Annotated in this window: 21 protein-coding genes; 10 read left to right on the forward strand and 11 right to left on the reverse strand. The window is 65.5% G+C overall.

What is annotated here, in order from left to right; translation table 11 throughout:
* Nucleotides 1–4 precede the first annotated feature (4 nt).
* Together AAHK21_RS20290 and AAHK21_RS20295 are read right to left on the reverse strand one after the other, a co-directional pair.
* Nucleotides 5–499 carry a SprT family zinc-dependent metalloprotease gene (locus AAHK21_RS20290; RefSeq protein WP_046854519.1) on the reverse strand — a complete coding sequence of 165 codons (495 nt, stop codon included), beginning with the start codon at nucleotides 497–499 and terminating at the stop codon, nucleotides 5–7.
* A gap of 140 nt (nucleotides 500–639) precedes the next feature.
* A complete protein-coding gene (locus tag AAHK21_RS20295) occupies nucleotides 640–1,239 on the reverse strand; it encodes a Yip1 family protein (RefSeq protein WP_023630778.1) in 600 nt (199 codons plus the stop codon).
* Between the two features lie 263 nt (nucleotides 1,240–1,502).
* Here AAHK21_RS20295 and ttcA point away from each other — a divergent pair, with 263 nt between their 5' ends.
* Both ttcA and AAHK21_RS20305 read left to right on the forward strand, forming a co-directional pair.
* On the forward strand, nucleotides 1,503–2,327 hold the full coding sequence (gene ttcA / locus AAHK21_RS20300; protein ID WP_023630777.1) for a tRNA 2-thiocytidine(32) synthetase TtcA: 825 nt from the start codon (nucleotides 1,503–1,505) through the stop codon (nucleotides 2,325–2,327).
* A 4-nt stretch (nucleotides 2,328–2,331) separates the two neighbouring features.
* Nucleotides 2,332–3,003, forward strand: coding sequence for a DNA-3-methyladenine glycosylase I (locus tag AAHK21_RS20305; RefSeq protein ID WP_023630776.1), 672 nt, complete (start codon nucleotides 2,332–2,334; stop codon nucleotides 3,001–3,003).
* 33 nt (nucleotides 3,004–3,036) lie between these two features.
* Here AAHK21_RS20305 and AAHK21_RS20310 read toward each other — a convergent pair whose 3' ends face one another.
* The 3 genes from AAHK21_RS20310 to arsC are packed head-to-tail and all read right to left on the reverse strand — an operon-like array spanning nucleotide 3,037 to nucleotide 4,398.
* On the reverse strand, nucleotides 3,037–3,450 hold the full coding sequence (locus tag AAHK21_RS20310; protein ID WP_367858164.1) for a DUF2069 domain-containing protein: 414 nt from the start codon (nucleotides 3,448–3,450) through the stop codon (nucleotides 3,037–3,039).
* On the reverse strand, nucleotides 3,443–4,048 hold the full coding sequence (gene wrbA / locus AAHK21_RS20315) for an NAD(P)H:quinone oxidoreductase (RefSeq protein ID WP_046854520.1): 606 nt from the start codon (nucleotides 4,046–4,048) through the stop codon (nucleotides 3,443–3,445). The genes AAHK21_RS20310 and wrbA overlap by 8 nt, the downstream gene beginning before the upstream one ends.
* Complete coding sequence (arsC, locus tag AAHK21_RS20320) at nucleotides 4,045–4,398, reverse strand: arsenate reductase (glutaredoxin) (protein WP_046854521.1); 354 nt, start codon at nucleotides 4,396–4,398, stop codon at nucleotides 4,045–4,047. Before arsC ends, wrbA begins: the two co-directional genes overlap by 4 nt.
* Nucleotides 4,399–4,484: 86 nt before the next feature.
* Between arsC and AAHK21_RS20325 the strand changes: the two genes are divergently transcribed.
* Nucleotides 4,485–4,952 (forward strand): peroxiredoxin family protein, encoded by a 468-nt coding sequence (locus tag AAHK21_RS20325; RefSeq protein ID WP_046854522.1) that lies wholly within the window; start codon nucleotides 4,485–4,487, stop codon nucleotides 4,950–4,952.
* 60 nt (nucleotides 4,953–5,012) lie between these two features.
* On the opposite strand, the gene AAHK21_RS20330 is transcribed toward AAHK21_RS20325, so the two are convergent.
* From AAHK21_RS20330 to AAHK21_RS20345, 4 genes are all read right to left on the reverse strand, one after another.
* Entirely contained in the window at nucleotides 5,013–5,417 is a 405-nt protein-coding gene (locus tag AAHK21_RS20330) for an META domain-containing protein (RefSeq protein ID WP_134691833.1), read from the reverse strand.
* A complete protein-coding gene (locus AAHK21_RS20335) occupies nucleotides 5,418–5,852 on the reverse strand; it encodes a hypothetical protein (protein WP_046854523.1) in 435 nt (144 codons plus the stop codon).
* A 31-nt stretch (nucleotides 5,853–5,883) separates the two neighbouring features.
* Nucleotides 5,884–6,873, reverse strand: coding sequence for a 2-hydroxyacid dehydrogenase (locus tag AAHK21_RS20340; protein WP_046854524.1), 990 nt, complete (start codon nucleotides 6,871–6,873; stop codon nucleotides 5,884–5,886).
* 129 nt (nucleotides 6,874–7,002) lie between these two features.
* Entirely contained in the window at nucleotides 7,003–9,759 is a 2,757-nt protein-coding gene (locus AAHK21_RS20345) for a response regulator (protein ID WP_367858165.1), read from the reverse strand.
* Nucleotides 9,760–9,955: 196 nt separating this feature from the next.
* On the opposite strand from AAHK21_RS20345, the gene AAHK21_RS20350 reads away from it, so the two are divergent.
* From AAHK21_RS20350 to AAHK21_RS20380, 7 genes are all read left to right on the forward strand, one after another.
* Entirely contained in the window at nucleotides 9,956–10,672 is a 717-nt protein-coding gene (locus tag AAHK21_RS20350) for a response regulator transcription factor (RefSeq protein WP_367858166.1), read from the forward strand.
* Nucleotides 10,673–10,675: 3 nt separating this feature from the next.
* Complete coding sequence (locus AAHK21_RS20355) at nucleotides 10,676–12,076, forward strand: histidine kinase sensor domain-containing protein (RefSeq protein WP_367858167.1); 1,401 nt, start codon at nucleotides 10,676–10,678, stop codon at nucleotides 12,074–12,076.
* A gap of 94 nt (nucleotides 12,077–12,170) precedes the next feature.
* Complete coding sequence (gene cysM / locus AAHK21_RS20360; RefSeq protein WP_046854528.1) at nucleotides 12,171–13,070, forward strand: cysteine synthase CysM; 900 nt, start codon at nucleotides 12,171–12,173, stop codon at nucleotides 13,068–13,070.
* Nucleotides 13,070–14,428, forward strand: a complete 1,359-nt coding sequence (gene rlmD, locus AAHK21_RS20365) for a 23S rRNA (uracil(1939)-C(5))-methyltransferase RlmD (protein WP_367858168.1) — start codon at nucleotides 13,070–13,072, stop codon at nucleotides 14,426–14,428. Before cysM ends, rlmD begins: the two co-directional genes overlap by 1 nt.
* Before the next feature lie 99 nt (nucleotides 14,429–14,527).
* Complete coding sequence (relA, locus tag AAHK21_RS20370) at nucleotides 14,528–16,768, forward strand: GTP diphosphokinase (protein ID WP_046854530.1); 2,241 nt, start codon at nucleotides 14,528–14,530, stop codon at nucleotides 16,766–16,768.
* 122 nt (nucleotides 16,769–16,890) lie between these two features.
* Nucleotides 16,891–17,724, forward strand: coding sequence for a nucleoside triphosphate pyrophosphohydrolase (mazG, locus tag AAHK21_RS20375; RefSeq protein WP_023630168.1), 834 nt, complete (start codon nucleotides 16,891–16,893; stop codon nucleotides 17,722–17,724).
* A 26-nt stretch (nucleotides 17,725–17,750) separates the two neighbouring features.
* On the forward strand, nucleotides 17,751–18,290 hold the full coding sequence (locus AAHK21_RS20380) for a DUF2058 domain-containing protein (RefSeq protein WP_046854531.1): 540 nt from the start codon (nucleotides 17,751–17,753) through the stop codon (nucleotides 18,288–18,290).
* Between the two features lie 46 nt (nucleotides 18,291–18,336).
* On the opposite strand, the gene AAHK21_RS20385 is transcribed toward AAHK21_RS20380, so the two are convergent.
* Nucleotides 18,337–18,519, reverse strand: a complete 183-nt coding sequence (locus AAHK21_RS20385; protein WP_023630170.1) for a hypothetical protein — start codon at nucleotides 18,517–18,519, stop codon at nucleotides 18,337–18,339.
* A gap of 282 nt (nucleotides 18,520–18,801) precedes the next feature.
* Nucleotides 18,802–19,512, reverse strand: a complete 711-nt coding sequence (locus AAHK21_RS20390) for a DUF3108 domain-containing protein (RefSeq protein WP_367858169.1) — start codon at nucleotides 19,510–19,512, stop codon at nucleotides 18,802–18,804.
* Nucleotide 19,513: the final 1 nt, after the last annotated feature.

Below are 19,513 nucleotides of genomic sequence, written 5' to 3' on the forward strand. Positions count from 1 at the left end.
ACGATTATTCGACCCGGGTCTCGCCGCTGTACACCAGGATCTCCCGGCAGCGCCGGCACAGGTAGCGCCGCCCCTGGCGCACCAGCTTGTGGCGCTGGGCGGTGAACGGGAAATCGCTTTCCGGGCACGGGCAACGGTAGATGTAACGTGTCGCCACGCGCCGCTGCACTTCGTAGTTGTGACAGCGGTTCGGCGGCAGCTCGTACACCCCGCGCATGATCAACTGCCACTCCTCGCCATGGGCCTGGATGCGCTCGCCGAACAGCTGGTGGGCGATCAGGTGGGCGACCTCGTGGGCCACGGTCTGGCGCAGGAAATCTTCGGCGTTCTCGCGGTACAGCTGCAGGTTGAAGCGCAGCAGGTTCTCGTGCAGGTGGGCGACGCCGGCCTTCTGTCCGCGCAGCTTGAAGCTGACCTGCGGGCGCGGGAAGGGGCGTTTGAAGAAGGTTTCGGCTTGCTGGTAACAGGTTTCGACGCGTTGTCTGAGCAGCTCGGGCATGGGGGGGTAGTTCTCCTGACCGGGCATTATGCCGCAGGCAACGGGCGGCTGCCGAGCCGCCGGTCAGGCACACGAAGCGAGGCCGCCTTGCGGCGGCCTCGGTGATGCCCCAGTGTTGGTTGGATCTGGTTGGTATGCGTTCAGTTGGTATAGACGGGCCCCACGCCCAGTCCCCAGATGATCACGGTCGCGGCCATGATCGCCACCAGAACCACGAGGCCCACCGCCAGCACGGAGCTGGAGAACAGGAAGCCTTCATCCGACGGTATGTTCATGAAGGTCGGCAAGCCGACATACAGCAGGTACACGGTATAGCAGATCGCCGCCGTGCCGATCAGCATGCCCAGCCACAGGTGCGGGTACAGCGCCGCGAGGCCGCCGATGAACAGCGGGGTGGCGGTGTAGGTGGCAAAGGCGATGCACTGCGCCATGCTCGGGTTGGCGTCGTAGGTGCGCGCCATCCAGTGGATGAAGGCGCCCATCACCGCCACGCCGGCGAGCATCGCCAGGTAGGACATGATGCTCATCCACAACGCGCTTTCCATGGTCAGCATCACGGCTGGCCGCTCGCCGATCACCCAGCCGACCTGGGTGGTGCCGATGAACGCCGACACGGCGGGAATTGCCGCCAGGATCAGCGTGTGTGTCAGGTACATGTGGCTGATGCTTTCATCCTCGCCACGAATCTCCCGCCACTCCTGGTCGGGGTGGGTGAACAGCCCAACAACGTGATGAATCATACGGGTCACTCCTATCGTCGTTGCCAAACGCCCCCCGGATGGAGCGCCTATGGCCCGAGGCCAGGACACCAGGTGCTGCGCCAATGTGGCCTTATGTCGCAGTATAGGAAGCGGATTCCCGCACAAAACCGGCTTTTTAGAGCAAATCGCGCTGTCAGCGCCGTTGTTGATTCCCTTGAAGTCTTTATCGGATTCACCTACTGCGCCGCCCGGTTTGTGCGTAAAATAGTCGGCTTTTGTCACACCTCGCGGATCCAAGCGCTATGGGCACCCTCTCGGTCAACCAGAACAAACTGCAAAAACGCCTGCGTCGCCTCGCCGGCGAAGCCATCACCGACTTCAACATGATCGAGGATGGCGACAAGGTCATGGTCTGCCTGTCCGGCGGCAAGGACAGCTACACCATGCTCGACGTTCTGTTGCACCTGCAGAAGGTGGCGCCGATCAAGTTCGAGATCGTCGCGGTGAACATGGACCAGAAGCAGCCGGGCTTCCCCGAGCACGTGCTGCCGGCCTACCTCAAGGAACTGGGCGTCGAGTACCACATCGTCGAGAAGGACACCTACTCGGTGGTCAAGGAGCTGGTGCCTGAGGGCAAGACTACCTGCTCGCTGTGCTCGCGCCTGCGCCGCGGCACCCTGTACACCTTCGCCGACGAGATCGGCGCGACCAAGATGGCACTGGGGCACCACCGCGACGACATCGTCGAGACCTTCTTCCTCAACATGTTCTTCAACGGCGCGCTCAAGGGCATGCCGCCGAAGCTGCGCGCCGATGACGGGCGCAACGTGGTGATCCGCCCGCTGGCCTACTGCAGCGAGAAGGACATCCAGGCCTACTCGGACATGAAGGAATTCCCGATCATCCCGTGCAACCTGTGCGGCTCGCAGGAAAACCTGCAGCGCCAGGTGGTCAAGGACATGCTGGTGGAGTGGGAGCGCAAGCACCCTGGCCGTACCGAGAGCATCTTCCGCGCCCTGCAGAACGTCGCGCCGTCGCAGCTGGCCGACCGCAACCTGTTCGACTTCACCAGCCTGAAGATCGACGAGAGCGCCACCCCGCGCTTTCTCGACGTGCTGAACATCTGACCTTATGCGCGACTACCAGTGGTTGCATGAGTACTGCCTGAACCGCTTCGGTTCGGCCCAGGCGCTGGAAGCCTTCCTGCCGCAGCCGCGCACACCCGCGCAGCTGCGTGACATCACCGACGACCGCTACCTGTCGACCCTGGCCCTGCGCGTGTTCCGCGCCGGGCTCAAGCACAGCCTGGTGGATGCCAAATGGCCGGCGTTCGAGCAGGTGTTCTTTGGCTTCGACCCGGAGAAAGTGGTGCTGATGGGCGCCGAGCACCTGGAGCGGTTGATGCAGGACGAGCGCATCATCCGCCACCTGGGCAAGCTCAAGAGCGTGCCGCGCAATGCGCAGATGATCCTCGACGTGGCGAAGGAGAAGGGCAGTTTCGGCGCGTTCATCGCCGACTGGCCCGAGACCGATATCGTCGGGTTGTGGAAGTACCTGGCCAAGCATGGCAACCAGCTGGGCGGACTATCGGCTCCGCGTTTCCTGCGCATGGTCGGCAAGGACACCTTCATCCCCACCGACGACATGGCCGCCGCGTTGATCGCCCAGAAGATCATCGACAAGCCGCCGACCAGCCTGCGTGACCTGGCACTGGTGCAGCAGGCGTTCAATCAGTGGCATGCCGAAAGCGGGCGGCCGCTGTGCCAGCTGTCGGTAATGCTGGCGCATACCGTCAACCATTGAGATCGCCGGGGCCGCAACGCGGCCCCGATACGTTCAGGCACCTTCGCCGGCCAGGCGTCGATCCTGCTGGAACTTCCAGCGCACGAACAGCAAGCCGCTGACGAACAGCCCCAGGCTCACCAGCACCTCGACCCAGCCGAACACCGCTCGGGCGGGGTCGAAGGCGGCCAGCACGCCCTTGATGAAGTAGATATTGACCACGAAGCAGGTCCAGGCATGCGCCCGGGCGCTGCCCATCAGCATGCCCGGCAGCAGCAGCAGCAGGGGGATCAGCTCGATGGCCAGGATCACCTCGACCCGCGCTCCGTGTAGGTTGGAGAACCACAGGTTGTTCACCACCAGCAGGGCGATCAGGCCGAAGAAGCAAGCCAGGCTCAGGGCGCGGGTCAGCCGTACGCGTGGGGCGAGCCACTCCAGCGGCGGCAGCACCTTGGGTTTTCTAGCCACGCTGGCCACCCAGGGCCTTGGCCGTATTGGCCAAGCGTTGGCCGAGGGCGCGGCATAGGGTGATCTCGTGCTGGTCCAGCTCGCGCTTGCCGTCGGCACCGGCATGGTGACTGGCGCCGTACGGGGTGCCGCCGCCGCGGGTATCGAGCAGCGCCGACTCGCTGTAGGGCAGGCCGGTGACCAACATGCCGTGGTGCATCAGCGGCAGCAGCATCGACAGCAGGGTGGTTTCCTGGCCGCCGTGCAGGCTGGCGGTGGAAGTGAACACCGCCGCCGGCTTGCCCACCAGTTCGCCGCCCAGCCACAGGCTGCTGGTGCCGTCGAGGAAGTACTTGAGCGGCGCGGCCATGTTGCCGAAGCGGGTCGGGCTGCCCATGGCCAGGCCCGCGCAGTGGCGCAGGTCGTCGAGGGTGGCGTACAGCGCGCCGCTGGCCGGGATATCCGGGGCCACGGCTTCGCATTCGGTGGAGATCGCCGGCACCGTGCGCAGGCGCGCCTCCAGGCCGGCCATCTCGACGCCGCGGGCAATGTGCCGGGCCATCTCGCTGGTCGAGCCGTGGCGGCTGTAGTACAGCACCAGGATGTAGGGTTCGCTCACGGCAGGATCTCCAGAACCTTCTCGGGTGGGCGACCGATCACGGCCTTGTCACCGGCTACCAGGATCGGGCGCTCGATCAGCTTGGGGTGCTCGACCATCGCCTTGATCAGCTGAGCGTCGCTCAGTGCAGGGTTGGCCAGGTCGAGTGCCTTGTATTCGTCTTCGCCGGTGCGCAGCAGCTGGCGCGCGCCGATGCCCAGCTTGGCAAGCAGCTGTTCGAGAGTGGCGGCGTCCGGCGGGGTCTCGAGATAGCGCACGATGGTCGGCGCCAGGCCGCGTGCCTCGAGCAGTTCCAGGGCGCCGCGGGATTTCGAGCAGCGCGGGTTATGATAGAGGGTCAGATCGGTCATGACGGGTCGCATCCAGCTGGGTGTGGCGGCTATTCTAACCGCAGCGACCGACTTCAATGCTTGAAAACTTCGAGAAGGATTGACCCATGGCAAGGCGTTTGGCAGCTGCACTGGCCATCACCGCGAGCCTGCTGCTCGGCGGCTGCGGTGCGGACTACGGCGTGGACCAGCACGGCAATACGGTGAAGGCCGAACAGGTCGAGGGGCACTGGCTGGTGCTCAATTACTGGGCCGAATGGTGCGGCCCGTGCCGTACCGAAATCCCCGAGCTCAATGCTGCGGCGAAGCAGTGGGATGCCCAGGGCATCAAGGTGCTGGGGGTGAACTTCGATGGCTTGCAGGGCGCCGACCTCAAGGCCGCCGCCGAGACCCTCGGCATCGGCTTCACCGTGCTCGCGCAAGACCCTGCCGAGCGCTATGAGCTGCCGCGCAGCGAGGCGCTGCCGGTGACCTATATCATCGATGACAAGGGCAAGGTGCGTGAGCAATTGCTGGGCGAGCAGACCCTCGAGGGCTTGCAGGCCAAGATCAAGGCGTTGAAAGGCGGCGCCTGAACCCTGCATCGCGGGGGCAAGCTCGCTCCCATGTAGGAGCGGGCTTGCCCCGCGATGGTTTCAGCCTTCCTCAGGCCAGAACCGCAGCGGCTTGCCCTCGGCCGGCCAGAAGCGGATCTGCTCGATTGGCGACACGTCCCAGCGCTGCACCGTCTCCAGCGCCTGCAGGAAACGTTTCTCCTGGTCCATCAGCGCTGGCGCGCATAGCTTGCGGGTCTTGCCGACCTTGCCGAAGCTTAAGTGCTCGCCGTCCAGCGTATAGGGCGCGAACCAGTGGTTGCAGCCGGCATTGCCATAGGCACGGCCATCGCTGGCCAGGGTCAGGGTCAGGTGGCTGTAGTCGATCAGCGGGCGTTCACCGATCCACTCCAGCAGGTAGCTTTGCTCCTGCTGCAGCTTCGAAGGTTGCGACGCGCAGCCGATCAGGCCGGTGGCGATCAGCACGCCGGTCAGCAGCTGTTTCACTCAGGCGCGCTCCTGGCACTGCGGGCACAGGTGCTTGTCGCCCTGGCTGGCCCAGCCCAGCTCCTGGACGCGGGCGGTGGCTGCCGGGGCGTGGCCCTTCTTGCCGAGCTTGGCTTCGACGGCGAACTCGAAGTCCAGCACTGCGTCGCAGCCGTCGCACTTGACCTGCCACTCGTGGATTTCCAGTTCATTGAATACTGGCCCCTGGGCCACGGCCACCCACTGCCCGGTGGGGTTGATCAGGTGGCGCACGCTGTCCACGGTCAGGCGCATGGACAGGGTTTTGCTGCCTTTGAGCGAAACCAGCAGTGCGTCGCCTTTCTGGATCGAGCCGCCGTTGCCGGTAACCTGGTAGCGGCCCGGCACCAGCGCACGGCACTCGATCAAGGTGTGTTGCGGGTTGAAAAGGGTGTAGCGGAAATCGTGTTCGACCATGGGTCCTCCAAAAGTGCCGCGTATCCTAGCATCAACCGTTTACAAGATTCTGTGGATTGCCTGCCGCCCAGCGGGAGATGTTGTCCAGGGTGGTGGCGGCGATGGCATCCAGGGCCTCGCGGGTAAGGAACGCCTGGTGCGCGGTGACGATCACGTTGGGGAAGGTCAGCAGCCGTGCCAGCACGTCGTCCTGCAGCGGCAAGTCGGAGCGGTCCTCGAAGAACAGCTGCGCCTCCTCTTCATAGACATCCAGCCCCAGGTAGCCGAGCTGGCCACTCTTGAGCGCGTCGATCAGTGCCGGGGTGTCGACCAGCGCGCCGCGGCCGGTGTTGATCAGCATGGCGCCGGGCTGTAGCTGGGCCAGGCTCTGGGCGTTGATCAGGTGGCGGGTGTGCTCGGTGAGCGGGCAGTGCAGGCTGATGATGCGTGCCTGGCGCAGCAGCTCGGGCAGCTCCAGGTAGCGGGCACCGAGGGCGACCAGCTCAGGGTTGGGGTAGGGATCGTAGGCCAGCAGCTGGCAGCCGAAACCGGCCATGATACGGGCGAAGGCCGCGCCGATCTGGCCGGTGCCGACCACGCCGACGGTCTTGCCGTGCAGGTCGAAGCCGGTCAGGCCGTGCAGGGTGAAATCACCTTCGCGGGTGCGGTTGTAGGCCCGGTGCAGGCGGCGGTTGAGGGCCAGGATCAGGGCCACGGCATGTTCGGCGACGGCGTGCGGCGAATAGGCCGGGACGCGCACCACGCTGAGCCCGAGGCGCTGCGCGGCAGCCAGGTCGACGTGGTTGTAGCCGGCCGAGCGCAGGGCGATCAGGCGTGTGCCGCCAGCGGCCAGGCGCTGCAAGACCTGGGCGTTGAGCTCGTCGTTGATGAAGGCGCAGACCACCTCGAAGCCCTGGGCGAGGGCGGCGGTGTCCAGGGTCAGCCGGGCGGACTGGTAGTGCAGCTCCAGGGCGCTCGCGCTGGCGGCGCGGGTGAAGCTTTCCTGGTCGTAGTGCTGGCTGCTGAACAACAGGGCGCGCATGGGGGGCTTCCTTCTGTGAGTCGGCAACAGTCTAGGCCGTCAGGGAGATCGGGTATTGATCTGTGACGGCCCTGTCGCGGGGCGGGTCGCATCGGCGCTCCCACGACTCTTGCAAAGCCTGTGGGGGATTCAGGCGCTTTCGCGTGCCTGCTCGGCCAGTCGGCTGATGGCCTGGTCCAGTTCGTCCAGAGCCTGCAACGCCTGGGGGCTGTCCTGCTTGAGCAAGGTCTCGCTGCGCTGGCAGGCCGCGCGCAACTGCGGTACGCCGCAATAACGCGAGGCGCCGTTGAGCCGGTGCACCCGCTCGATCATGGCATTGCGGTCGGCAGCGTCGCGGGCGGCCTGGATGGCTTCGCGGTCGGACTCCAGCGAGGCCAGGAGCATGGCCAGCATATCCGCCGCCAGGTCCGGCTTGCCGGCGGCCAGGCGCAGCCCTTCCTCCGGGTCGAGCACCTTCAGCTCGCTGCTGTCGGGCAGGCGCTCACTGGGGCGTTCCTGTGGCGGTGAGCCCAGGCTCAGGCCGGTCCATTTCATCACCACCTGGGCCAACTGGCGCTCGCTGATCGGCTTGGTCAGGTAGTCGTCCATGCCGCTGTGCAGCAGGGCGCGCTTTTCGTTGGCCATGGCGTGCGCGGTGAGGGCCACGATGGGCAGGGGCGGGCCGCTCTGGCTGGCTTCCCACTGGCGGATCTGTTCGGTGCAGGCACGGCCATCCATGCCGGGCATCTGCACATCCATCAGCACCAGGTCGAAGGGCTCGTCCTGCACGGCCTGCACCGCGGCATAGCCACTGTTCACCGCCAGTACCTCGGCGCCCATCCCTTCGAGCAGGGTCTGCACCAGCAGCAGGTTGGCCGGGTTGTCGTCGACGCAGAGGAGCTTGGGCATGCGTTGGCCGCTGTTGCTGCGTTGCTCGCACACCGGCCGGCGCGGCTGCACCAGCTCCAGCAGCAGGCGACGCAGCTTGCGTGTGCAGGTGGGCTTGGCCAGCAACTGGCCGTGGGCGTTGGGCAGGTAAGGGTGGTAGAGCGGCTGCTCGGTGGTGGGGCACAGCACCACGCACTGGCAACCCAGGCGCTCGAGCTGTTGGTGGTACTGCCCCAGTTGTTCCGGCGCCAGGCTGCCGAGGTTGACCCCGAGCACGGCGAACTCGAACGGCTGCCCGGCCTGGCTTGCCGCCTGCACGCCGTGCAGCAGCTGGTCGCAGGAAGCGAACACGGTGACCGCCAGGCCGCAGTCCTCGAGCTGGTGTTCCAATGCCTGGCGGGCCAGGTCGTGCCCGTCGACGATGGCCACGCTACGGCCGACCAGGGCCTGGGCGGGTTGCTCCTCGGTGTCGTCGTGGGCCTTGGGCAGGTTGAGGCTGATCCAGAACTGCGAGCCTTCGCCCGGCGTGCTGTCGACGCCGATCTCGCCGCCCATCTGTTCGATCAGGCGCTTGGAGATCACCAGGCCCAGGCCGGTACCGCCGGGCTGGCGTGACAGCGAGTTGTCGGCCTGGCTGAAGGCCTGGAACAGGGTGCGCACGTCCTGCGGCGACAGGCCGATGCCGGTGTCCTGCACGCTGATGCGCAGTTGCACGCTGTCTTCCTGCTCGTCCTCGAGCATGGCGCGCACGACGATCGTGCCTTCGCGGGTGAACTTGATGGCATTGCTCACCAGGTTGGTGAGGATCTGCTTGAGCCGCAACGGGTCGCCCACCAGCGACAGCGGGGTGTCGCGGTAGACCAGGCTGAGCAGCTCCAGCTGCTTGGCGTGGGCGGCCGGGGCAAGGATGGTCAGGGTGTCCTGGATCAGGTCGCGCAGGTTGAGCGGGATGCTGTCGAGCACCAGCTTGCCGGCCTCGATCTTGGAGAAGTCGAGGATCTCGTTGATGATCCCCAGCAGGTTGTCGGCGGATTTCTCGATGGTGCCGAGGTAGTCGAGCTGACGCGGGCTGAGCTCGCTCTTTTGCAACAGGTGGGTGAAGCCGAGGATGCCGTTGAGCGGTGTGCGGATCTCGTGGCTCATGTTGGCGAGGAACTCGGACTTGATGCGGCTGGCCTCCAGGGCCTCCTTGCGCGCCATGTCCAGCTCGATGTTCTGGATCTCGATGGTTTCCAGGTTCTGGCGCACGTCCTCGGTGGCCTGGTCGATGCTGTGCTGTAGCTCTTCGTGGGCGCTGTGCAGGGTCTCGGCCATGCGGTTGATGCCGGCGGCCAGTTCGTCGAGCTCGTGGCTGCCCATGGCTGGCAGGCGTTCGTCGAGGTGGCCGTCCTTGAGCTGGTTGACCGCGTGCTTGATGCGGTTGATCGGGTCGTTGATGGTGCGGCTCATACGCAGGGCGAGCAGCGCGGTAAGGCTCAGGCAGGCGAGGATCAGCAGCAGGCTGGTGAACAGGTTGCGGTAGCCGCGCAGCAGGGTGCCGTCGTGGGACAGCTCGATCTCCACCCAGCCGAGCAGGCGCTCGGCTTCGGCGGGCACGGCGTCGGTGGCCAGGTCGCGGTGATGGCCGAACACCGGCATCAGGTAGCGGGTGGCATCATTGCCGGTGCGCTGCAGCAGTTGCGTGCCGGTGCCGCCGCTGGGCGGCTGGTTGAGCATGCTGGGGCCGGCGTGGGCCAGGCGCGTGCGGTCGGCGGCGAGGAACGCCACGGCGCGCACGTCGACCTGCTCCAGGGCCTGGGCCGCGATGCGCTCCAACTGCGCCGGGGACTGGCGGGCCAGGGCCGGCGCCGCCAGGGGCGCCAGCTGCTCGGCGATCATCTTGCCGCGTTGCAGCAGCTGCGTGCGCAGGTCGCTCTGTTGCAACCAGGTGAAGTAACTGCCCAGCACCAGGGCCATCAGGCTGGCGGGGAGCAAGGCCAGCAGCAGGACGCGGCTGCGGATTCCCAAACGGTCGAGCACACCTGTCTCCTGTCATGTGCCTTGAAAAGCGCTGTTCGCGCATCAGCGGGAACGTTACTCCGCACCGCAGGCATTTGTAAGGCTTTTATTTGCCAAGTGAGGCTGGCTGTTAGATGGCGCGTCAGTCGGGCGACGGTTGCCTTGCCGGGCGTGCTTGCCCAATAATCACGCAACTGAGAATCGATGGCAGTTGCCAATGCATCCCGAAGCTATTCACGCCACCAACATCCTGGCCATCGAGGACGACCCCGTGCTCGGTGCCTACCTGCACGAAGAGCTGCGCCGCGGCGGCTTCCAGGTGACCTGGTGCCGCAGTGGCCTGGAGGGGCTGGAGGCTGCGGGGCGACAAGTCTTCGACCTGGTCCTGCTGGACATCCTGCTGCCCGGCCTCAATGGCCTGGACGCCCTGGCCAGCCTGCGCCGGCGCAGTGCCACGCCGGTCATCCTGATGTCCGCGCTGGGCGCCGAGGCTGACCGTATCAGCGGCTTCGAACGCGGCGCGGACGATTACCTGCCAAAGCCTTTCAGTTTCGCCGAGCTGCGGGTGCGCATCGAGGCGATCCTGCGCCGGGTGGCCTTCGAGCGCCGGGCGCTGGCACCGCGCGAGGTGGCGGCGGGGCAGTTGCGCTTCGATGAGCAGGCTGCCGATGTCTGCCTCGCCGACCAGTGGGCCGGGCTGACGCCCAGCGAGTATCGCTTGCTCGACACCCTGCATCGCAGCCAGGACGAGGTGCTGAGCAAGCCGTTCCTTTACCAGCAGGTATTGCAGCGGGGCTACTCGCGGCATGACCGCAGCCTGGACATGCACGTCAGCCAGATCCGCCGCAAGCTCAAGGCCATCGGCTATCACGAACGGCAGGTCCGCACCGTCTGGGGCAAGGGCTATGTGTTCGGCGTCGGCGAGGCCGACTGAACCGTGCTCGATCGCCATTCGCTGTTCTGGAAACTGACCGTCCTGCTGGTGGGCTTCTGCCTGCTGATGATCGGCCTCAGCTACAGCTGGGGTCGCCATATGGAAACCCAGGACGCCTTCCTTTCCGAACCTGCGCGTCAAGTGCTGCGGGGTTACGCGGCCGAGGCGGAGCAGGCCTGGCGTAGCGGCGGCGCTGAGGGTGTCGACGCCTGGCTGGCCGAGATGCGTGGGCGCGAGCAAGGCTGGGTGGGGGTGCTCGATGGCGACCTGCAGCCGTTGGGCAGCGCCGACCTGACCGCCGGGCAGGCCCAGCGCCTGACCCGCCTGCGCGGCGTCGACTGGCCGATGAGTCGGCGCAGTATCGGCCAGCCCTGGTTGCGCCTGCCGTTCCCCGGCGCGCCGGAGCAGGGCATGCTGGTGATCGAGCTGCCGGAGCGCTTCAACCCGGGCCAGTACCGGTTGTTCTGGCGCATCGTCACCAACGGCATCATTCCTGGACTGTTTACCCTGCTGCTGTGCGTTGGCCTGTACCGCATGCTGATCGTGCCGCTCAATCAATTGCGTGAACAGGCCAACGCCTGGCGCGCCGATCAGCTGGCGGCGCGCCTGGATTCGCGCACCACCCGGCGCAAGGACGAGCTGGGCGAACTGGCCAGGGCCTTCGACCAGATGGCCGAGCGCCTGCAGGGCACCGTGACCTTGCAGCAGCAGTTGCTGCGCGACCTGTCCCACGAGATGCGCACGCCGCTCAGCCGCCTGCGCGTGGCCTGCGACGGCGAAACCGACCTGCAGCGCCTGCGCGAACGCCTGCACCGCGAGGTGGATGGCATGCAGCAGCTGGTCGAGGACACTTTGCAACTGGCCTGGCAGGACGCCGAGCGCGCCCCGGTGAACCTGGAGCCGATCCAGGTGCCGGCGCTGTGGGACCTGCTCAGCGAAAATGCCTGTTACGAAAGCGGCTGGGCACCTGGGCGGTTGCACTGTGCGTTGCCGGCGGAATGTTGGGTGCGGGGCAGCCTCAACGACCTTGCCCAGGCACTGGAGAACATGCTGCGCAACGCCATCCGTCACTCGCCCGAGGCGGGTGTGGTGCGCCTGGGCGGCTGGCGTGAAGGCGGGTATTGGCGTATCGACCTGGAGGATGACGGCGGTGGCGTGGCCGAGGAAGACCTCGAGCGGATCTTCGCGCCGTTTTCCCGGTTGGACGGGGCACGGCCCGGGGACGGTGGCTTCGGCTTGGGCTTGAGCATTGCCCGCAATGCGATCCGCCGCCAGGGTGGGCTGGTGTGGGCGGTCAATGGTGAGCGCGGCCTGCGCCTGTGCATGCGCCTGCCTGCCCATGAAGCGGGGCCGTCGGTTGGTCCGGCGCGGGCAGGCCCGCTACCAGGGAACAACTGCTTATAGCTACCCGCTATAACCACCGACAATTGCGTGATATGGCCGCGCCGGGTTTGCCGGTATGATAGGCGCCCCTGCCGTCCGGATTGCGAAAACGCCCATGACCCTGCAGTACCCAACCATCGCCGACTGCGTCGGCCATACGCCGCTGGTTCGCCTGCAGCGCATCGCCGGGAACACCAGCAATACCTTGCTGCTCAAGCTCGAAGGCAACAACCCGGCAGGTTCGGTCAAGGACCGCCCGGCGTTGTCGATGATCACCCGTGCCGAACTGCGTGGCCAGATCAAGCCCGGCGACACCCTCATCGAAGCCACCTCCGGCAATACCGGCATCGCCCTGGCCATGGCCGCGGCGATCAAAGGCTACAAGATGATCCTGATCATGCCGGACAACTCCACCGCCGAACGCAAGGCGGCCATGACCGCCTATGGCGCCGAGTTGATCCTGGTGACCAAGGAAGAGGGCATGGAAGGGGCCCGCGATCTCGCGGAAAAACTGCAGGCCGAAGGCCGTGGGCTGGTGCTTGACCAGTTCGCCAACGGCGACAACCCGATCGCGCACTACAACAGCACGGGCCCGGAGATCTGGCAGCAGACCCAGGGCACGATCACCCACTTCGTCAGCTCCATGGGCACGACCGGCACCATCATGGGCTGTTCGCAGTACCTCAAGGAGCAGAACCCGGCGGTGCAGATCATTGGCCTGCAGCCGATGGAAGGCTCGGCCATTCCGGGCATTCGCCGTTGGCCCCACGAGTACCTGCCGAAGATCTTCGACGCCACCCGGGTGGACCGCGTGGTCGACATGTCCCAGCAGGAGGCCGAGGAAACCACCCGTCGCCTGGCCCGCGAAGAGGGCATTTTCTGTGGCGTATCCTCCGGCGGGGCGGTGGCGGCGATGCTGCGCCTGTCCCGTGAAGTCGAGAACGCGGTGATGGTCGCCATCATCTGCGACCGCGGCGACCGTTACCTTTCCACCGGCCTGTTCGATCCGACCTGATGTCCAGAAAGAAAAGCAATACCGGCCTGCGTTTCCAGCCGGCCGGCGGCAACCGTGCCGCACAAGTGCCGGTGGGCAAGAAGCAGCGCCTGCTGATCGAGCGCGTGGCCGGTGACGGCCGTGGCATCGCCTTCAGCGAGGGACGCACCTGGTTCGTCAGCGGCGCGCTGGGCGGCGAGGACGTCGAGGCGCGGGTGCTTGCCGCACGCGGCAAAGTGGTCGAGGCGCGCCTGGAACGGGTGTTCCAGGCCAGCGCCGAGCGCCGCGAAGCGCCCTGCCGGCATTACGCCCGCTGTGGCGGTTGCAACCTCCAGCACCTGCCCCATGACGGCCAACTGGCGCTCAAGCAGCGCCTGCTCGCCGAGCAGTTGCAGCGGGTGGCCGGCGTGCAGCCCGAAGAGTGGGCTGTTCCCTTGTGCGGACCGGAATTCGGCTACCGCCGCCGGGCGCGGGTAGCGGTACGCTGGGACACCAAGGCGCGTCAGCTGGAGGTCGGTTTCCGCGCCGAGGCCAGCCAGGACATCGTTGCCATCGACGACTGCGCGGTGCTGGTACAGCCCTTGCAGGCGATCATGCGCCACCTGCCGACCGTGTTGCGCAGCTTGAGCAAGCCGCAGGCGCTGGGACATGTGGAACTGTTCAGCGGTACCGCCGAGGCGGTGTTGGTGCGGCATGTGGCGCCATTGCCAAGTGAAGACCTGGCGCGGCTCGAGGCATTCTGCCGCGAGGCCGGCGCCCAGTTGTGGCTGCAAGGCGAGGGCGAGCCGGCACCGGTGCAGGCCACGGCGCAACTGGGCTTTGCCCTGGAACCCTGGGGCTTGGAACTGGCCTGGCGACCGGGCGACTTCGTTCAGGTCAATGCCCAGGTCAATACCTTGATGATCCAGCAGGCTTTGGCCTGGCTGGCGCCCCAGGCGCATGAGCGGGTCCTGGACCTGTTCTGTGGCCTGGGCAACTTTGCCTTGCCCCTGGCGCGTCAGGCGCGCGAGGTGGTGGCGGTGGAAGGCGTGCAGGCCATGGTCAGCCGTGCCGAGGCCAACGCCCACGCCAACAATGTGCATAACGCACGGTTTTTTCAGGCCGATTTATCGCAGCCTTTGGCAGGCGCCGGATGGGCTGCCGAGGGCTTTTCTGCGGTACTCTTGGATCCACCGCGCGACGGGGCTTTCGAGGTGGTGCAGGGCATCGCCCGGCTGGGTGCGAAACGGCTGGTCTACGTATCGTGCAACCCGGCCACGCTGGCGCGTGACGCGCAAGTGCTGGTCGGGCAGGGGTACCGGTTAAAAAGGGCCGGGATTCTCGACATGTTTCCTCAGACGGCGCATGTCGAGGCCATGGCGTTATTCGAAGCGGGCTAGCCGGGCTGGCCCTCTTGGTGCGGCCTTCAGGGAGTGAGGGGCGCACAGGTGATAGCCAGTGCACCCGCGTGGTGCGCTGTATGGAAAGGTAAAGCAAAGATGGTACAGGTGAGAGTGCACCAGCCGGTCAACAACGACGGCAGTATCAATCTCGAAGCATGGCTCGATCATGTGGTGAGCGTCGATTCGCAACTCGATCGCCCGGGGTTGAAAGAGGCCTGCGAGTTTGCCCATGAGGTCGAGAAGAAAGGCAATCCGGCCAAGCATTCCTGGGCCGATGGCACGTCCAGTTTCCAGGCGGGGCTCGAGATCGCCGAAATCCTCGCCGACCTCAAGCTCGACCAGGATTCCCTGGTGGCGGCGGTCATCTATCGTTCGGTGCGCGAAGGCAAGGTGACCTTGGCCGAGGTCGGCCAGCGCTTCGGGCCGGTGGTGTCCAAGCTGATCGACGGCGTGCTGCGCATGGCTGCCATCAGTGCCAGCCTCAGCCCGCGCCAGTCGCTGGTGCTCGGCTCCCAGGCGCAGGTCGAGAACCTGCGCAAGATGCTCGTGGCGATGGTCGACGACGTGCGCGTGGCGCTGATCAAGCTGGCCGAACGCACCTGCGCCATCCGGGCGGTGAAGTCCGCCGATGACGAGAAACGCCTGCGCGTGGCCCGCGAGGTGTTCGACATCTATGCGCCGCTGGCGCACCGTCTGGGTATCGGCCATATCAAGTGGGAACTCGAGGACCTGTCGTTCCGCTACCTCGAGCCCGACCAGTACAAGCAGATCGCCAAGTTGCTGCACGAGCGCCGGCTGGACCGCGAGCGGTTCATCAGCGATGTGATGAACCAGTTGCAGAACGAGCTGCTGGCCACCGGCGTCAACGCCGATATCAGTGGCCGGGCGAAGCACATCTATTCGATCTGGCGCAAGATGCAGCGCAAGGGCCTGGAGTTCAGCCAGATCTACGACGTGCGCGCGGTGCGCGTGCTGGTGCCGGAAGTGCGTGACTGCTACACCGCGCTGGGCATCGTGCACACCCTGTGGCGGCACATTCCGAAAGAGTTCGACGATTACATCGCCAACCCCAAGGAAAACGGCTATCGCTCCCTGCACACCGCGGTGATCGGCCCCGAGGGCAAGGTGCTCGAGGTGCAGATCCGCACCCATGGCATGCACGAGGAAGCCGAGCTGGGCGTCTGCGCCCACTGGCGCTACAAGGGCACCGACGTCAAGCCCAGCTCGAACCACTACGAAGAGAAGATCTCCTGGTTGCGCCAGGTGCTGGAGTGGCACGAGGAACTGGGCGATATCGGCGGCCTGGCCGAACAGCTGCGCGTCGATATCGAGCCGGACCGCGTCTACGTGTTCACCCCCGACGGCCACGCCATCGACCTGCCCAAGGGCTCGACGCCGCTGGACTTCGCCTACCGGGTGCACACCGAGATCGGCCACAACTGCCGTGGCGCCAAGATCAACGGGCGCATCGTGCCGCTGAACTACAGCCTGCAGACCGGCGAGCAGGTGGAGATCATCACCAGCAAGCACGGCAGCCCGAGCCGCGACTGGTTGAACTCCAACCTGGGCTACGTGACCACCTCGCGGGCCCGGGCCAAGATCGTCCATTGGTTCAAGCTGCAGGCCCGCGACCAGAACGTCGCCGCCGGCAAGACCCTGCTCGAGCGCGAGCTGTCGCGTCTGGGCCTGCCGCAGGTGGACTTCGAGCGTCTGGCCGAGAAGGCCAACGTCAAGACCGCCGAGGACATGTTCGCCGCCCTCGGTGCCGGCGACCTGCGCCTGGCGCATATGGTCAACGCCGCCCAGCAGTTGCTCGAACCCGAGCGCCTGGAGCCGGTCGAGCTGATCCCGCGCCAGGCGCGGGGCATCCGTTCCGGCAAGCGCAACGACATCCAGATCCAGGGCGTCGGCAACCTGCTCACGCAGATGGCCGGCTGCTGCCAGCCGCTGCCGGGCGATGCCATCGTCGGCTACATCACCCAGGGCCGTGGCGTGAGCATTCACCGCCAGGACTGCGCCTCGGTGCTGCAGTTGGCGGGCAAGGAGCCGGAGCGCATGATCCAGGTCAGCTGGGGGCCGATCCCGGTGCAGACCTACCCGGTCGACATCATCATCCGTGCCTACGACCGCCCGGGTTTGCTGCGCGACGTTTCGCAGGTGCTGCTCAACGAGAAGATCAACGTGCTGGCGGTCAACACCCGCTCGAACAAGGAAGACAACACCGCCTTGATGTCGCTGACCATCGAGATCCCTGGCCTGGATGCCTTGGGGCGCTTGCTCGGCAGGATCTCGCAGTTGCCCAACATCATCGAGACGCGGCGTAACCGTACCCCTTGAGACAGAACGGGGCCGCTGTGCGGCCCATCGCTGGCAAGCCAGCTCCCACAGGTACGGCATACCCCTGTGGGAGCCGGCTTGCCGGCGATCGAGGGCAAGGCCCTCGCTGAGGAAAGATATTCATGACCTACACCCTCGACGACCTGCTGCACCTGATGGCCCGCCTGCGTGACCCGCAATACGGTTGCCCCTGGGACCTCAAGCAGGACTACGCCAGCATCGTTCCGCACACGATCGAAGAGGCCTACGAAGTAGCCGACACCATCGAGCGCGGCGACTTCGAGCACCTGCAGGGCGAGCTGGGCGACCTGCTGTTCCAGGTGGTCTACTACAGCCAGCTGGCACGGGAAGAAGGGCGCTTCGAGTTCGACGGCGTGGTCGATGCGATCACCCGCAAGCTGATCCGCCGCCACCCCCATGTATTCCCCACCGGCGAGCTCTATGCGCCGCTGGACACCCCCATGCTGGACGAGGCCCAGGTCAAGTCGCGCTGGGAAGAGATCAAGGCCGAGGAGCGCGCCGAGAAGAGCGAGCCTGAACAGCTCTCGCTGCTCGACGATGTGCCGGCGGCCTTGCCTGCGCTGTCACGGGCGGCCAAGCTGCAGAAGCGCGCCGCCACGGTCGGCTTCGACTGGCCGGACGCGCTGCCGGTGCTGGACAAGGTGCGCGAGGAGCTCGACGAAGTGCTGCAGGCCATGGCCGATGGCGACAGCGATGCGCTGGAAGATGAGCTGGGCGACCTGCTGTTCGCCACCGTCAACCTGGCCCGCCACCTGCGCCACGACCCGGAAAACGCCCTGCGCCGCGCCAATCGCAAGTTCGAGCGGCGCTTCCGATTCATCGAACAGGCATTGCGCGAGCAGGGCCTGAACATCCAAGATCGTACCCTCGACGAGCTGGACGCCCTGTGGGGCGAGGCCAAGCGTCAGGAAAAGAACCTGCCCAGCTGCGGCTGAGCTGATGCATAAGTGAGTGAACTTCCATGAGCCTTTCCCTTCGCGACCAATTGCTCAAAGCCGGTCTGGTCAACCAGAAACAGGTTTCTCAGACCAACAAGGCCGAGAAAAAACAGAAACGCCTGGAGCACAAAGGCCAGGTCGAGGTGGACGACAGCCAGCAGCGCCTGGCCAAGGAAGCCCAGGCCGAGAAGGCCCGAAAAGACCAGGAGCTGAACCGCCAGGTCCAGGAAAAGGCCGAGCAAAAGGCCCGTGCCGCGCAGATCAAGCAGTTGATCGAGGCGACCCGCCTGCCCAAGCTGAATACCGAGGACTATTACAACTTCGTCGATGACAAGAAGGTCAAGCGCATCGCCGTCAACGCGCTGATGCGCAGCAAGCTGAGCAACGGCGCGCTGGCGGTCGTCGCCCATGGCGGTGGCTACGAAGTGATTCCACGCGAGGCGGCGGTGAAGATCCAGGAGCGCGACCCCAATCGCATCCTGCTGCTCAACACCCATGTCGAGGAAGCGGACGAGGACGACCCGTACGCAGCCTACAAGATCCCTGACGATCTGATGTGGTAAGCATGAAAAACCCCGCCTAGGCGGGGTTTTTCGTTTGAAGGGGGTGTTATTGCGACGGTCGCTGGTTCTCTAGGTATTCCAGCTCCATGCGATACTGCTGGGCCTGGTGCTCATCATGGAACATGCCGACCAGTTGGCCCTGTTGATGCACATCCCAGATCCGCACACCAGCGGCCAGGCCTTCGTGGGACATTTTCGATTCGTCGCGTTCGGTTACTTGGACTGTCATCGTTAAACTCCACTGCTTCAGTTGGCTGCGACAGCGTGTCGCACACCCTCTTTATAGAGTTTGTTAGCAGGCTAAGTAAATAAAACAGCGATGAAACAAGTTTCATGAAGCATGAATACGCTGGCGCGCACCTTGTAGGAGCGGCTTTAGCCGCGATGCAGGCGCCACAGGGGCACCTGCTTTGCTGGTGATCGCGGCTGAAGCCGCTCCTACGGGTGGTAGTGTTGGCCTGAAAAAGAAGCCCCGCACAAGGCGGGGCTTCGGGTATTACAGGCAGCGCTATCAGTTGCCTTTGACTGCCTTGCCGTCCACCGTGCCATCCTGCAGCACGATCACGTATTCCTTGCCATCGGTCTCGACCTGGCGCAGTTGCACCAGCAGGTAGTCCCAGTCCTTGGCGAACCATAGCTCGGTGATGCGCTTGCTCTGGCTAGGGTCGCGCACGCGCTCGACCTTGACCGCATCGACCTGGCCGGTCTTGGTGGCCACTTTCTCGGTGCCCAGCACGCGGAAGTCGTAGGTGTCGATCTCGTCACCGTCGACCACCTGGTAGGTCATGCTCTTCTTGCCGGCGGCCACGTCATGCTGCAGCGCCAGTTGATAGGACGACTTGTCCAGCACGCCGCGGTTGAGCGGCAGGCTGATCTCGTCGCCACGGTCGCTGCCGGTCACCTTCTTGCCGGTCCAGTCGAAGCTGAGGTCGACCGTCTTCGCCTTGCCCAGGCCGCCACGCTCGAAGTGGTACTTCTGCGGCAGCAGGGTGTCGTTGTCGAGCTTGAGGGTGCTTTGCTCGGTCAGGCTGGCGATCATCATGGAGGCCTTGAAATTAAGGTCCCACGTACCGTTGGCGTTCTTCACCAGGCTGCGCTCGGCAGTGCCGCTCATGGGCAGCTGCTTCCAGTCGGCGGTGTAGCTGGCCGCGAAAGGCTTCAGATCAGCTGCCTGGAGGGGCAGGGCGAGCACGGCGAGAGCCAAGAGCAGGGCGCGACGCATA

Source organism: Pseudomonas sp. TE50-2 (assembly GCF_040813665.1).
GTDB lineage: Bacteria > Pseudomonadota > Gammaproteobacteria > Pseudomonadales > Pseudomonadaceae > Aquipseudomonas > Aquipseudomonas soli.

Coding starts and splice junctions, on each gene's coding strand:
- relA (WP_046854530.1), top strand. CDS start 14,528: ATGGTACAGGTGAGAGTGCACCAGCCGGTCAACAACGACGGCAGTATC.
- AAHK21_RS20295 (WP_023630778.1), bottom strand. CDS start 1,239: ATGATTCATCACGTTGTTGGGCTGTTCACCCACCCCGACCAGGAGTGG.
- AAHK21_RS20380 (WP_046854531.1), top strand. CDS start 17,751: ATGAGCCTTTCCCTTCGCGACCAATTGCTCAAAGCCGGTCTGGTCAAC.
- AAHK21_RS20290 (WP_046854519.1), bottom strand. CDS start 499: ATGCCCGAGCTGCTCAGACAACGCGTCGAAACCTGTTACCAGCAAGCC.
- AAHK21_RS20340 (WP_046854524.1), bottom strand. CDS start 6,873: ATGCGCGCCCTGTTGTTCAGCAGCCAGCACTACGACCAGGAAAGCTTC.
- rlmD (WP_367858168.1), top strand. CDS start 13,070: ATGTCCAGAAAGAAAAGCAATACCGGCCTGCGTTTCCAGCCGGCCGGC.
- AAHK21_RS20335 (WP_046854523.1), bottom strand. CDS start 5,852: ATGGTCGAACACGATTTCCGCTACACCCTTTTCAACCCGCAACACACC.
- AAHK21_RS20390 (WP_367858169.1), bottom strand. CDS start 19,512: ATGCGTCGCGCCCTGCTCTTGGCTCTCGCCGTGCTCGCCCTGCCCCTC.
- AAHK21_RS20385 (WP_023630170.1), bottom strand. CDS start 18,519: ATGACAGTCCAAGTAACCGAACGCGACGAATCGAAAATGTCCCACGAA.
- AAHK21_RS20305 (WP_023630776.1), top strand. CDS start 2,332: ATGCGCGACTACCAGTGGTTGCATGAGTACTGCCTGAACCGCTTCGGT.
- arsC (WP_046854521.1), bottom strand. CDS start 4,398: ATGACCGATCTGACCCTCTATCATAACCCGCGCTGCTCGAAATCCCGC.
- AAHK21_RS20325 (WP_046854522.1), top strand. CDS start 4,485: ATGGCAAGGCGTTTGGCAGCTGCACTGGCCATCACCGCGAGCCTGCTG.
- cysM (WP_046854528.1), top strand. CDS start 12,171: ATGACCCTGCAGTACCCAACCATCGCCGACTGCGTCGGCCATACGCCG.
- mazG (WP_023630168.1), top strand. CDS start 16,891: ATGACCTACACCCTCGACGACCTGCTGCACCTGATGGCCCGCCTGCGT.
- ttcA (WP_023630777.1), top strand. CDS start 1,503: ATGGGCACCCTCTCGGTCAACCAGAACAAACTGCAAAAACGCCTGCGT.
- AAHK21_RS20350 (WP_367858166.1), top strand. CDS start 9,956: ATGCATCCCGAAGCTATTCACGCCACCAACATCCTGGCCATCGAGGAC.